The following is an 11,702-nucleotide window of genomic DNA, read 5'->3' as shown; positions in this document are numbered from 1 at the left end:
GCCGGTACTTCGTTCTTCAGCCGTCATCCGGTGGTCTTGGTCAGCAGGCCGACGCGCTGCACGCCGCCACGGCGCAGCAGGTCCATCACCCGGACCACCGCTTCGTACTTGACGGCCTTGTCCGCCGAGATCACCACGGGCGCATTCTCGGTGCCCTGCAGGGCCGACTGCACGTCGGTGACCAGGCGGTTGAGGCTGGTGCTGCCCTGGTCCTTGCCGTCCACGCGCAGCTTGAGCGCGTCATCCGTGCCGACCACCACCTCGACCACCCGGTCCGGCTTGCTGGAGGCCTTGCCCACCGTGGGCAGGTCCACCACGCCGGTGGTGATCAGCGGCGCGCTGACCATGAAGATGATCAGCAGCACCAGCATCACGTCGATGAACGGCACCATGTTGATCTCGCTGATGGTACGGCGACGCGAGCCGCCGCCACGGGGCGTGACGGCCGGCATCTCAGCGGCCTCCCGTCGCCGCGCCGGTCACGCCGGAGGCGTGGCCGATGTTGCGATGCAGGATGTTGGAGAACTCCTCGATGAAGGTCTCCAGCTTGATCGCGATGCGGTCGATGTCGCGCGCGAAGCGGTTGTAGGCGACCACCGCGGGGATGGCCGCGAACAGGCCGATCGCGGTGGCCACCAGCGCTTCGGCGATGCCCGGCGCGACGGTGGCCAGCGTCACCTGCTGCAGGTTGGCCAGCCCGGTGAAGGCGTGCATGATGCCCCACACGGTGCCGAACAGGCCGATGTATGGCGCGACCGAGCCGACCGTGGCGAGGAAGGACAGGTGCGACTCGACCGCATCGAGCTCGCGCTGGAAGCTCGCGCGCATCGCGCGGCGCGCACCGTCGAGCAGGGCGCCGGCATCGGTGACGCGGCGTTCGCGCAGCTTGAGGAACTCGCGCATGCCCGAGGCGAAGATGCGCTCCATCGGCCCGCCCTGGCGCGGGTTGTCGCTGGCCAGCTGGTACAGGTCGTTGAGGTTGCGTCCGGACCAGAACTCGCGCTCGAACTCGTCGTTCAGGCTGCGCACCCGGCCCAGGCCGAAGTACTTGCCGAAGATGATGGTCCAGCTCGCCAGCGACATTACCAGCAGCAGCGCCATCACCAGCTGCACGATCACGCTTGCGTGCAGCACCAGTTGAATGATCGACAAGTCCTGATTCATGTTGTCGTTTCCTGAAGGATGCCGGCGGGGATGCGCCGCGGCCGGAAGGTGGACGCATCCACGCAACCGATTTTGATATCCCCCTGGGCCAGCAAGGTTCCGTCGCGCCAGGCCTCCTGGGCGATCACCAGCGCTGCCTTGCCGGCCTCGCGCACCTGCACCGTGACGTGCAGCAGGTCGTCCAGGCGGGCCGGGGCGAGGTACTTCACCTCGGTGTGCACCACCACGAACATGACGCCGGCCTCGCGCCGCATGCGTTCCTGGCTGTGGCCGAGCGCGCGCAGCCACTCGGTGCGGGCGCGCTCGAAAAACTTCAGGTAGTTGGCGTAGAACACGACGCCGCCGGCATCGGTGTCCTCCCAGTAAACGCGCACGGGGAAGACAAAGGGTCGAGCCGGCCGGCTCAGGCGGTCATCGGACATGCAGGATGGTGGGGTGCGGCCGGCAGGGGCCGGCGCCTGTCCAGGGGTCGAAAGCGATCAATTATCGCTGGCTGCGCTGGTAGACCGGGCCCCAAAGGGGATGGCCGGCCTCGGACTTGCCCAGCGCGAAGCCCGGATCGGCGGCGCGCGCCGCGCGGAACGCGGCCTCGCACTCGGCGGTGCGCCGGCTGGTGCAGTAGATGAAGGCGAGGTACTTGTGTGCGGCGGCCTGGTCCTTGGGCGAGGGCAGGCCGGCCTGCAGCGCCGCGTTGAGGCGCTTTTCCGCCTGCGCGTACTGCCCGTCCTCGTAGGCCCGGATGCCGGCCAGCAGGGCCCCTTCGGCCGGGCGGGCGGCCAGCTCGATGATCCCGACGACGGGCTGCTGCGGCAGCTGGGCGCAGCCGGTCAGCACGGCGAGCAGCGCGACGGTCAGTGTCCACGACGGTTTCATGATCCGAATTTGTGTCTGATGGTCACGGGCTGCCCCGGCGTGACGTGCACCGTCACCTGGTGGGGCGGGAAGGCATCGTTGCGCAGGGTGATCGTGTGCCGGCCTTCGGGCAGGGTCAGCGTGGACAGCGGCGGCACGGTACCGGCCGGCGAACCGTTCACCTCGATGTGGCCCCAGGGGCTCACCGCCAGCTGCACCACGCCGGTGGCCGCGGCAGCAGGGGCGGGGCTTGCAGCCGCGGTGCGGGCGGCGTCGCGTTCGCGCGCACGGCGCTCGCGGGCGGTGTCCGCGGCACGGGTCGGCCTGGGTGCGGTCGCCGCCGGGGGCGTGGCGGCGACCACGGGCGCCGACGCCTCGCCGGTGCCTTCGACCGGTGCGGGAGGCGGCGGGGCGTCCGCCGTCTCCAGGGGCGCGGCGGGAGGCAGCGGTTCGGCAGGCAGTTCCGTCCCGGCCGCGGGGCCGGCAGGGGCGTCGGCGGCGAGGGTCGGGGCGGGTGCCGGGGTACCCGCCAGGTGCAGCCCGAGGGCGGCCAGCACGGCCACCACGGCGGCGCCGGCGCCGATCATCAGCCGGGTGCGCCGGGAGCGGCGGGCATCGGCCTCGGCCTCCTCCTGCTGGGCGGCTTCGGCCTGCTCGTCCAGCCAGTGACGCAGCTCGCGCGACAGCAGGCGCGCGGATCGGTAGCGCTGGTCCGGGTCCTTCTCCATCGCCCGGGCGGCGATCAGCGACAGTGCGACGGGCACGGCCGGGTTGACCTCGTGCGCCGGCGGCGGGGTGTGGCTGACCACCGCGGTGGCGATCTCGGTGAGCGTGGCGCCGGTGAACGGCCGGGTGCCGGTCAGCAGCTCGTACAGCACCACGCCGAGCGAGAACACGTCGCAGCGGCGGTCCACCGGCTGCGTCTGCTTCACCTGCTCGGGGGCCATGTAGTAGGGCGAGCCGGCCGCGAAATCGTCGGCGTCGTCCTGCTGGCTGGCGACCCGCGCGATGCCGAAGTCCAGCACCTTGGGCTGGGTGCGCCCGACCATGAAGATGTTGGCCGGCTTGATGTCGCGGTGCACGACGCCCTTGGCGTGCGCGTAGGCCAGTGCGTCGGCGACGCGCCGCACCAGCAGCGCGGCCTCGACGGGGGAGGGGCGCCAGCCTTCCTTGAGCAGCTGGCGCAGGTCCTTGCCCTTGAGCAGCTCCATCGCGATGTACGCGCCCTGCGGGCTGGTGCCGGCGTCGAACACCGTGACGATGTGCGGATGGTTGAGGCCGGCGGCGGCGCGGGCCTCGTTCAGGAACATCGCGGTGAACCGCTCGCGCGCCTCGGGCGAGAGGTCCAGGCTGACGGTCTTGATCGCGACCAGGCGCGACAGCAGCGGATCCTGTGCGGCGTAGACCGTCCCCAGCCCGCCTTCGCCGAGGCGGTACTTCAGCGCGTAGCGGCCGATGTGGCCGATGGTCGGCAGGTCGCGGGCCTGCACCGCGTCCGCCATCGCGGAGGTCGGGTCGACGACCGGCGCGGTCGCGGTGGTTCCGGCGCCGTCGGCGCGGGAAGGCGCGCGCAGGCGGGCCCGTTCGGCCTCGAGGGCCTGCTCGGGCGTCATCGCGAAGACGGTCTTCTGAAAATCCACGGCGGCAGCTTAGTGCATGCGATAGGCAGGCTCAATAACCGTAACCGTGACAAAAGCCCCGCATTTCGCCCACTCGGGTAACGGGGTGTGACCGCAGCGGCGGTCCGGGCGCTAACCGAGCAGCTGCTGGAGGCGGTGGACGGCCTCTTCCAGCAGGTCGCGCCGGCTGGCATAGGACAGCCGGATGTAGCGCTGCGTGTCGGCGTGGCCGAAGTCGCGCCCCGGCGTGATTGCCAGTTGCGCGCGCTGCATCACCTCGAAGGCGAAGTCCCAGCTGCTGGCGTGGTGCTTCGAGCAGTCGGCCCAGGCATAGAACGCGCCGTCCGGCTCGACCGGCACCGTCAGCCCGAGCCGGTTCAGCGCCGGCACCAGGAAGTCGCGCCGCGCCTTGAACTCGTCGCGGCGGCGCTCGTACTCGGCCAGGCTGTCGGGCTCGAAGCAGGCCAGCGCGGCGTGCTGGGACACCGTGGACGGACAGATGTAGAGGTTCTGCGCCAGCTTCTCGATCGCCGGCACCAGCGCGTCGGGCACCACCAGCCAGCCGAGCCGCCAGCCGGTCATGCAGAAGTACTTCGAGAAGCTGTTGATCGTCACGACGTCGTCGCCGTGCTCGAGCGCGCTGTGCCCGAAGGTCGCATCGAAGCTCTGGCCGAGGTAGATCTCGTCGACCAGCGTCACGCCGCCGCGCGCACGCACCGCCTCGACGATGCGGCGCATCTCCTGCGGGTGCAGCGAGGTGCCGGTGGGGTTGGAGGGCGAGGCCAGCAGCACGCCGCGGGTGCGCTCGCCCCAGTGGGCCTCGACCTGGTCGGCGGTGAGCTGGAAGCGCGTTGCAGCCGTGCTCGGGATCATCACCGCCTTGCCCTGCGCCGCGTGCACGAAGTGCCGGTTGCAGGGGTAGCTCGGGTCGGGCATCAGCACCTCGTCGCCGACGTCGACCAGCGCCAGGCAGGCCAGCTGCAGCGCCCCCGAGGCGCCGGCGGTCAGCACGATGCGCCGCGCCGGCACGTCGATGCCGAAGCGCTGCGCATACCAGGCGCTGATGCGCTCGCGCAGCGCCTCCAGGCCCAGCGCCGGGGTGTACTGCGTCCGCCCGTCGCGGATGCAGCGCTCGGCGGCTTCCTGCACCAGCGGCGGGGCGGTGAAGTCGGGCTCGCCGATGTTCAGGTAGATCATCGGCCGGCCGCCCTGCGCCGGGTCGCACGCCGGGCTGCGCGCCAGTTCGGCGGCGGCCTTGGCGCATTCCATCACGTAGAAGGGTTCGATCAGCCCGGTGCGTGCGGCGAGTCTCATGGCGGGGCGGGAGAGTCAGCGGCGGGCGTTGCGCGCGGCCTCGACTTCGGCCGGGCGCAGGTCGACGGCGGCCTTGTCCAGCACGCCGTTGACGTACTTGTGGCCGTCGGTGCCGCCGAAGCTCTTGGCCAGCTCGACCGCTTCGTTGATGGCCACCTTGTACGGCACGTCGATGCAGTGCTTGAGCTCGTAGGTGCCGATCATCAGCACCGCATGCTCGACCGGCGACAGCTCGGTCGTCTTGCGGTCGACGTGGCGCGAGAGGATGGCGTCCAGGTCGGCGGCTTCGCGGATGCAGCCGTGCAGCAGCGCGTCGAAGTGGGCGCTGTCGGCCTTGTCGAAGCCTTCGATCTCGCGCAGGTTGGCCTCGATCTCGCCGGCGTCCGAGCCGGACACCAGCCACTGGTACAGGCCCTGCAGCGCCAGCTCGCGCGAGCGGCGGCGCGCCGACTTCTGCGGCGAGCGCCGGCCGGCGGCCTTGGCGGGGGATTTTCCGGAGGAGGTCACGACAGGTCTTCCAGCAGGTTGGCCATCTCCACCGCCACCCGGGCGGCGTCGCGGCCCTTTTCTTCCACGCGGGCCCAGGCCTGCGCCTCGTTCTCGACCGTGAGGATGGCGTTGGCCACCGGGATCTGGTAGTCGAGCGAGACGCGCGTGACGCCGGCCCCGCTTTCGTTGGCGACGAGCTCGAAGTGGTAGGTCTCGCCGCGGATGATGCAGCCCAGCGCGATCAGCGCGTCGAAGCGCTCGCTGTCGGCCATGGCCTGCAGCGCAAGCGGCACCTCGAGCGCGCCCGGCACGGTCACGTGCTGGACGTGCTTGTCCGCCACGCCGAGGGCTTTCAGTTCGGCCAGGCATTCCTGCGCCAGCCGGGCGGTGATGGCCTCGTTGAAACGGGCCTGGACGATGCCGATGCGCAGGTCGGTGCCATCGAGCCGGGCAGCCTGGCCTTTGTCAGCGCCTTGCATGAGGATCCTTCAAGTTCAAGTAGTGGCAGACACGGACGGCCGCCGGCTCACTGCCCCTCGGGCGACAGGAAGCCGGTCACCTCGAAGCCGTAGCCGGCCATCATGCTGGGCATGCGGCGCGGCGTGCCCAGCAGCTTCATGCGCTTGACGCCGAGGTCGCGCAGGATCTGGGCCCCGACGCCGTAGGTGCGCAGGTCCATCTGCGCGCGCGACGGCGTGTGCGGGCGTTCCTCCTCGCGGAAGATGCCCAGCAGGTCCTCGACCGACTCGCCGCAGTTCATCAGCACCGCGACGCAGGCCGGCTCCTGCTGCAGGCGTGCCAGTGCCTTGGGCAGCGGCCAGGAATGCGGGCTGTGTTCGGAGGCGAGCAGGTCGAACACCGACAGCGGCTCGTGCACGCGCACCAGCACCTCGTCCGACGGCCCCCAGCTGCCCTTGACCAGCGCCAGGTGCAGGCCCTCGGAGCGGTCGCGGAACGCGATGCAGCGGAACTCGCCGTACGGCGTGCGCAGCGGCCGTTCACCGACGCGCTCGACCAGCGATTCGTTGCGGCTGCGGTACTCGATCAGGTCCGCGATGGTGCCGATCTTCAGGCCGTGCTTCTCGGCGAACACCTCCAGGTCCGGCAGGCGGGCCATGGTGCCATCGTCGTTCATGATCTCGCAGATCACCGCGGCCGGCGTCAGGCCCGCCATGCGCGCCAGGTCGCAGCCGGCTTCGGTGTGGCCGGCGCGCATCAGCACGCCGCCGTCCTGGGCCTGCAGCGGGAAGATGTGGCCCGGCTGCACCAGGTCGCTCGGCTTGGCGTCCTTGGCCACCGCGACCTGCACGGTGCGGGCGCGGTCGGCGGCCGAGATGCCGGTGGTCACGCCGGTGGCCGCCTCGATCGAGACGGTGAACGCGGTGCCGTGCTTGGTGCCGTTGCGTGCGGCCATGGGCGGCAGCTGCAGCTGCTCGCAGCGCTCGCGCGTGAGCGTCAGGCAGATCAGCCCGCGGCCGTACTTGGCCATGAAGTTGATCGCTTCGGGCGTGACATGGTCCGCGGCGAGGACCAGGTCGCCTTCGTTTTCACGGTCTTCTTCGTCGACGAGGATGACCATCCGCCCGGCGGCGAGCTCGGCGATGATCTCGGGAACAGGTGAAATCGGCATGATGGACGCCATTGTAGGTGGCCGGCCCGCGGCCGGCCGGCGGCAGCTCAGCGGGCGGGGACGGCAGCTGTGCCCAGCATGCGCTCGACGTAGCGGGCGATCAGGTCGACCTCGAGGTTGACCCGGCTGCCCGGTTTCAGCGTGCCGAGCGTGGTGTGCCGGACCGTGTGCGGGATCAGGTTGATGCTGAACTCGCAGCCGTCGGCGCGGTCCTCGACCCGGTTGACGGTCAGGCTCACGCCGTTGACGGTGATCGAGCCCTTGTAGGCCAGGAAGCGCGCCAGCTCGGTGGGCGCCAGCACCCGCAGCTGCCAGGATTCGCCCACCGGCCCCAGGTGCGTGACCGTGCCCAGGCCGTCGACATGGCCGCTGACCAGGTGCCCGCCCAGCCGGTCGTGCGCGCGCAGCGCCTTCTCGAGGTTGACCGGGCCGGGCTCGGCCAGGCCGGCCGTGCGCGCCAGGCTTTCGGCCGAGACGTCGACCGTGAACACGCGCTGCGCGGGGTCGAAGCTGGTGACGGTCATGCAGGCGCCGTTGAGCGCGATGCTGTCGCCCAGCTGGACGTCGTCCAGGAAGCCCTCGGGCGTCTCGACCGCCAGCCGCACGCCGTGCTGCGCGCTGTCGCCCAGGGGAGAAACGGAACGGATGTGGCCGAGGCCGATGATGATGCCGGTGAACATGACCCGGATTGTCGCAGGAGCGCGGGCAGGCGTTTTCAGAAGCGGTCCCGTCCCGGCGGGCGGGCGATGACGCGCAGGTCGGGGCCGACGCGCTGCACGTCGACGAATTCCAGCGCGACGGACCGGTCCAGCGCGGCGAGCGGGGCGAGCTCCAGCATGCCGCGTCCCGGGCCGATCAGCCTGGGCGCCAGGTAGACCAGGAACTCGTCGACCAGTCCCTCGCGCACGAACGAGCCGTTGAGCTTGTGCCCGGCCTCGACGTGCAGCTCGTTGATGCCGCGCGCCGCCAGGTCCGCCAGCATGGCCGGCAGGTCGACCTTGCCGTGCGGGTTGGGCAGGTACTGCACCTCGGCGCCGGCCGCACGCAGGGCCTGCGCGGCGGCCTCGTCGGGGCGGGCCGCGTAGACCAGGACCTGGCCCGGCGGCGGCAGGATGCGCGCCGTAGGCGGCGTCTGCAGGCGCGAGTCGACGATCACCCGCAGCGGCTGCCGGGGCGTTTGCACCTCGCGCACGTCCAGCCGCGGATCGTCCTCCAGCACCGTGCCGATGCCGGTCAGCACCGCGCCCGCCCGGGCCCGCCAGGCATGGCCGTCGGCCCGCGCCGCGGGCGAGGTGATCCACTGGCTGACGCCGTTGTCCAGCGCGGTGCGGCCGTCCAGCGAGGCGGCCACCTTCATGCGCACCCACGGTCGCTGGCGCAGCATGCGCGAGAAGAACCCGAGGTTGACCTCGCGCGCCTCGTCGGCCATCAGCCCCTCGTCCACCTGGATGCCGGCCGCGCGCAGGCGCTCGATCCCGCGGCCGGCGACCAGCGGGTTCGGATCGCGCACCGCCACCACGACGCGGCGCACCCCGGCGCGGACGAGCGCGTCCGCGCAGGGCGGGGTGCGGCCGAAGTGGGAGCAGGGTTCCAGGGTCACGTAGGCCGTGGCGCCGTGCGCTGATCGCCCGCTGGCTGCCAGGGCCTGCAGGGCCGCGACTTCCGCATGGGCGGATCCGGTCGCCTGGGTATGGGCGGCCACGCTGGACCCGTCGGGCAGCACCAGCACGCAGCCCACGGCGGGATTGGGCGGACAGATGATCCTGGCCTGGCGGGCCTGCTCCAGGGCCTGCGCCATCCAGTGGCGGTCGTCGTCGGATCGGCTCATTTCGTGAAATTCATCGCGTTCGGTCGCGGACAGGTGGTGCGGCCCTGCCTTTCATCACACGGCGGGCGCCGGTTGTCGCGATCAAATTGTCGGTGCAGGTGGCGGTCGATAGAGTGGCGACCGTCAGGATAAGGCGAACATGAACAGCAGACCCAATCGCGGCTTCACGCTGATCGAATTGCTGGCAGTGATCTCCATCATGGGGGTGCTCATTGCCATCGGCGTGCCGAGCTTCCGCACTTTCGTTGCCGGTCGCGCCGTCACGGGGCACGTGAGCGAGATCGCGAGCGCCATGCGCCTGGCGCGGGCGGAGGCGATCAAGCGCGGCGCGCCGGTGACGCTGTGCCGCACGACCGAGCCGGACAGCGACGAGCCTTCCTGCTCGTCCGGTGACTGGACCACGGGCTGGGTGATCTTCGTCGATCGCGGCACCCAGGGACAGTTCAACGCGGAAACCGACCAGGTGGTCCAGGTCCACGGGCCGGTGACCAACAGTGGCGGCATCACGCGCAGCGGCAGCGCCTCCATCACCTTCCTGCCCAGCGGTGTCGCCACCGGGGCGGCGGGCAGCTTCACCTTCCTGCCGACCCTGCCCGAAGGCGATGCGAACTTTGCGCGACTGCGCCGTGTCGTGTGCGTGAACTTCGTCGGTTCCACGCGCATGAGCACCACGGGGACATGTTCATGATGAGACCTTCCTTTGCCGCAGGCCATGGCCGCAGGCGCTCCGCCGCCCGCGGGGCGAGCCTGATCGAGGTGCTGGTGGCGTTGCTGATCCTGTCGTTCGGCATGCTGGCCATGGCCGGCCTGCATGCCGCGGCCTTCAGGTACGGAAAGATGTCCCAGTTCCGTGGCGTGGCCACGCAGCTGGCCACCGAGATGGCCGACCGCATGCGCGCCAACGTCGACGGGGCGATGGCGGGGAACTACGTCCACGAGGAAGCCTACGACAGCGGCGCCTCGGCGGTCACGGTGCCCGCCTGCGCCAACCCCGCCGAATGCACGCCGGCCGAGATCGCGGAAGTGGACCTGGCGCAGATGCTCAACACGGTCCGCCTGGCCCTGCCGGGCGGTGGGCTGTACGTCGAACGCGACGCGGCGCAGCCCAACGCCTACAACGTCTGGGTCCTGTGGCTGGATCCCGAGGCTCACGGCAACGACGAGCAGGACGACTCGGCCTCGCTGTCCGGGCTGTGTCCTGAAGGCGCGGGCGTGTCGTCGCCACGGCCGCAATGCATGCCGGTGAGGGTGGTGCTATGAGGATGGATCGACTTCGACATGACCGTCGCCGTCAGGCGGGCCGTTCGCTGGTCGAGATCATGGTGGCGCTGGCGATCGCCGCGGTGATCCTGGCGGCGATCCTCATCACCGTCTCGGGGACGGGCTTGTCCGGACGGCGATACGACGCGCAGGCCCGCCTGAACGACGAGGGCCAGGTGGCGCTGAGCCTGATGAACCGCCACCTGCGCATGGCCGGGTTCTGGATCCCGGGCTCGCCCGTGCAGTCGCTCGACAGCGAGGACATGCTGCGCGGCTGCCGCAACGGCTTCAACAACCCGACGGCGGCCAACTTCGCCAACCTCAGCTGCGCCAGCGGCGCCGGCAACGACGCGATCGCGGTGCGCTACGACGGTCGCCAGCCGGGGATCACGCCGACCGACTGCCTGGGCGCGTCCGCCGGCATCCCGGCCGACGGGTGGGTGGACAACCGCTTCTACATCGCGCAGAGCCCGAGCACCGGCAATCCGGCGCTGTACTGCCGCGGCAACGGTGGCGGCGGGCCGGAGGCGCTGGTCGACAACGTCGAAGCGATGCGCATCCAGTACGGCATCGCGGCTCAGGGGACCCTGTCGGACGATCCGGTGGTCTTCGATCCCCCGGCCTATGGCGGGCGTACCGTCCGGTACCTGAACGCGGACAGCATTGCCAGCTGCGCTTCCGGGTCGACCCCGGCCAACTCGTGGTGTGCGGTCACCAGCATCCGCGTCTGCCTGCTGATGCGCACCGAAGACGGTGCAGCCGACGAGCCCAACACGCCGTACATCGATTGCGACGGCAACACGACCTCCCAGGCGGACCGTCGCATCCGCCGCGCGATGGTCACGACCATCAGCCTGCGCAATCGCACTTCCGTTTCCGCTCCGTGATGACAGAGGCCGCCATGACGATGCAAAGGGCAAGTTCCGGGGGCGCCAGGCGCCGGCACCGAGGACCGCGCCGCGCGCAGTCCCGCGGCGTGGTGCTCGTGATCGCACTGATCCTGCTGGTCGTGATCGGCATCAGCTCGTCTGTGGCGATCCGCACTTCGCTGTTCGGTGACCTGGTCAGCCAGAACATGCGGGCCCAGGCATTGGCCCTGGAGGCCGCGGAGCTGGCGTTGCGCTACTGCGAGAGCCAGGTCGCGGCAGGCAACTACGCCGCCATTTCCGTCATCGAGGGCGGGACCGACGACGAATGGCGCACCGAGAGCAACTGGGATACGGCCAACTCGGTGCCGGCCAGCGTGCTCGGCTCGAACATCAACTATGCCGTGACGCCGCAGTGCATGGTCAAGCGCATGAGCTATGCGGAAGCCTTCCCCGCCGAGAACGTGCCGCCGAACGCCAAGCGCATCAGGGATCGCCTGGAGGATGGCGAAGAGTACGTGTTCATCTTCCGCATCACGGCCCGCGGCTACAGCCCGGACTTCCGTCGGGACGGAGACGGGCGACCCGTCTCGGGCGCACAGGTGACGGTGCAATCGGCGCTGCGCGCGATCCTGTGAGCACTGCGCGATGCACGAAATCCACCGTATCGCAGGACCGAT

At 70.5% G+C, this 11,702-nt stretch carries 15 protein-coding genes; 4 read left to right on the top strand and 11 right to left on the bottom strand.

Going from position 1 to position 11,702, the window contains the following annotated elements; genetic code table 11:
• Positions 1-23 precede the first annotated feature (23 nt).
• The 11 genes from tolR to ribD all read right to left on the bottom strand — a co-directional run bounded on the left by tolR (position 24) and on the right by ribD (position 8,896).
• On the bottom strand, positions 24-452 hold the full coding sequence (tolR, locus tag IS481_RS12825; RefSeq protein WP_104355807.1) for a protein TolR: 429 nt from the start codon (positions 450-452) through the stop codon (positions 24-26).
• Position 453: 1 nt separating this feature from the next.
• Entirely contained in the window at positions 454-1,164 is a 711-nt protein-coding gene (gene tolQ, locus IS481_RS12820) for a protein TolQ (RefSeq protein WP_104355806.1), read from the bottom strand.
• A complete protein-coding gene (gene ybgC / locus IS481_RS12815) occupies positions 1,161-1,586 on the bottom strand; it encodes a tol-pal system-associated acyl-CoA thioesterase (protein ID WP_104355805.1) in 426 nt (141 codons plus the stop codon). Before ybgC ends, tolQ begins: the two co-directional genes overlap by 4 nt.
• 61 nt (positions 1,587-1,647) lie before the next feature.
• Positions 1,648-2,037 carry a TssQ family T6SS-associated lipoprotein gene (locus tag IS481_RS12810; protein WP_104355804.1) on the bottom strand — a complete coding sequence of 130 codons (390 nt, stop codon included), beginning with the start codon at positions 2,035-2,037 and terminating at the stop codon, positions 1,648-1,650.
• Complete coding sequence (locus IS481_RS12805) at positions 2,034-3,656, bottom strand: serine/threonine-protein kinase (protein WP_104355803.1); 1,623 nt, start codon at positions 3,654-3,656, stop codon at positions 2,034-2,036. Before IS481_RS12805 ends, IS481_RS12810 begins: the two co-directional genes overlap by 4 nt.
• Positions 3,657-3,767: 111 nt before the next feature.
• On the bottom strand, positions 3,768-4,949 hold the full coding sequence (locus IS481_RS12800) for a pyridoxal phosphate-dependent aminotransferase (protein WP_104355802.1): 1,182 nt from the start codon (positions 4,947-4,949) through the stop codon (positions 3,768-3,770).
• Between the two features lie 15 nt (positions 4,950-4,964).
• A complete protein-coding gene (nusB, locus tag IS481_RS12795) occupies positions 4,965-5,456 on the bottom strand; it encodes a transcription antitermination factor NusB (protein WP_104355801.1) in 492 nt (163 codons plus the stop codon).
• Positions 5,453-5,917: a 6,7-dimethyl-8-ribityllumazine synthase gene (gene ribH / locus IS481_RS12790; protein ID WP_104355800.1), complete on the bottom strand. Its 465-nt coding sequence runs from the start codon at positions 5,915-5,917 to the stop codon at positions 5,453-5,455. Before ribH ends, nusB begins: the two co-directional genes overlap by 4 nt.
• A gap of 47 nt (positions 5,918-5,964) precedes the next feature.
• Positions 5,965-7,068 (bottom strand): bifunctional 3,4-dihydroxy-2-butanone-4-phosphate synthase/GTP cyclohydrolase II, encoded by a 1,104-nt coding sequence (gene ribBA, locus IS481_RS12785; RefSeq protein ID WP_104355953.1) that lies wholly within the window; start codon positions 7,066-7,068, stop codon positions 5,965-5,967.
• 47 nt (positions 7,069-7,115) lie between these two features.
• Positions 7,116-7,748, bottom strand: a complete 633-nt coding sequence (locus IS481_RS12780) for a riboflavin synthase (RefSeq protein ID WP_104355799.1) — start codon at positions 7,746-7,748, stop codon at positions 7,116-7,118.
• A gap of 35 nt (positions 7,749-7,783) precedes the next feature.
• Positions 7,784-8,896 carry a bifunctional diaminohydroxyphosphoribosylaminopyrimidine deaminase/5-amino-6-(5-phosphoribosylamino)uracil reductase RibD gene (gene ribD, locus IS481_RS12775; RefSeq protein WP_104355798.1) on the bottom strand — a complete coding sequence of 371 codons (1,113 nt, stop codon included), beginning with the start codon at positions 8,894-8,896 and terminating at the stop codon, positions 7,784-7,786.
• 139 nt (positions 8,897-9,035) lie between these two features.
• On the opposite strand from ribD, the gene IS481_RS12770 reads away from it, so the two are divergent.
• The 4 genes from IS481_RS12770 to IS481_RS12755 all read left to right on the top strand — a co-directional run bounded on the left by IS481_RS12770 (position 9,036) and on the right by IS481_RS12755 (position 11,660).
• Positions 9,036-9,584 (top strand): GspH/FimT family pseudopilin, encoded by a 549-nt coding sequence (locus IS481_RS12770; protein ID WP_104355797.1) that lies wholly within the window; start codon positions 9,036-9,038, stop codon positions 9,582-9,584.
• Positions 9,581-10,156, top strand: a complete 576-nt coding sequence (pilV, locus tag IS481_RS12765; RefSeq protein ID WP_165908628.1) for a type IV pilus modification protein PilV — start codon at positions 9,581-9,583, stop codon at positions 10,154-10,156. Before IS481_RS12770 ends, pilV begins: the two co-directional genes overlap by 4 nt.
• Positions 10,157-10,158: 2 nt before the next feature.
• Positions 10,159-11,043: a PilW family protein gene (locus tag IS481_RS12760; RefSeq protein ID WP_165908627.1), complete on the top strand. Its 885-nt coding sequence runs from the start codon at positions 10,159-10,161 to the stop codon at positions 11,041-11,043.
• 98 nt (positions 11,044-11,141) lie between these two features.
• Positions 11,142-11,660, top strand: a complete 519-nt coding sequence (locus IS481_RS12755; protein WP_132763676.1) for a pilus assembly PilX family protein — start codon at positions 11,142-11,144, stop codon at positions 11,658-11,660.
• The last annotated feature ends 42 nt before the right edge of the window (positions 11,661-11,702 follow it).

Origin of the sequence: Caldimonas thermodepolymerans, from assembly GCF_015476235.1 — a bacterium.
Taxonomy (GTDB): domain Bacteria; phylum Pseudomonadota; class Gammaproteobacteria; order Burkholderiales; family Burkholderiaceae_C; genus Caldimonas; species Caldimonas thermodepolymerans.
Note: the sequence above shows the minus strand (reverse complement) of the source record. Positions and strands in the feature narration are given on the sequence as shown.

Excerpts from the sequence above, each read along its gene's own strand:
- tolR (WP_104355807.1), bottom strand. The coding sequence starts at position 452 with ATGCCGGCCGTCACGCCCCGTGGCGGCGGCTCGCGTCGCCGTACCATC.
- tolQ (WP_104355806.1), bottom strand. The coding sequence starts at position 1,164 with ATGAATCAGGACTTGTCGATCATTCAACTGGTGCTGCACGCAAGCGTG.
- ybgC (WP_104355805.1), bottom strand. The coding sequence starts at position 1,586 with ATGTCCGATGACCGCCTGAGCCGGCCGGCTCGACCCTTTGTCTTCCCC.
- IS481_RS12810 (WP_104355804.1), bottom strand. The coding sequence starts at position 2,037 with ATGAAACCGTCGTGGACACTGACCGTCGCGCTGCTCGCCGTGCTGACC.
- IS481_RS12800 (WP_104355802.1), bottom strand. The coding sequence starts at position 4,949 with ATGAGACTCGCCGCACGCACCGGGCTGATCGAACCCTTCTACGTGATG.
- ribH (WP_104355800.1), bottom strand. The coding sequence starts at position 5,917 with ATGCAAGGCGCTGACAAAGGCCAGGCTGCCCGGCTCGATGGCACCGAC.
- ribBA (WP_104355953.1), bottom strand. The coding sequence starts at position 7,068 with ATGCCGATTTCACCTGTTCCCGAGATCATCGCCGAGCTCGCCGCCGGG.
- IS481_RS12780 (WP_104355799.1), bottom strand. The coding sequence starts at position 7,748 with ATGTTCACCGGCATCATCATCGGCCTCGGCCACATCCGTTCCGTTTCT.
- ribD (WP_104355798.1), bottom strand. The coding sequence starts at position 8,896 with ATGAGCCGATCCGACGACGACCGCCACTGGATGGCGCAGGCCCTGGAG.
- IS481_RS12770 (WP_104355797.1), top strand. The coding sequence starts at position 9,036 with ATGAACAGCAGACCCAATCGCGGCTTCACGCTGATCGAATTGCTGGCA.
- pilV (WP_165908628.1), top strand. The coding sequence starts at position 9,581 with ATGATGAGACCTTCCTTTGCCGCAGGCCATGGCCGCAGGCGCTCCGCC.
- IS481_RS12760 (WP_165908627.1), top strand. The coding sequence starts at position 10,159 with ATGGATCGACTTCGACATGACCGTCGCCGTCAGGCGGGCCGTTCGCTG.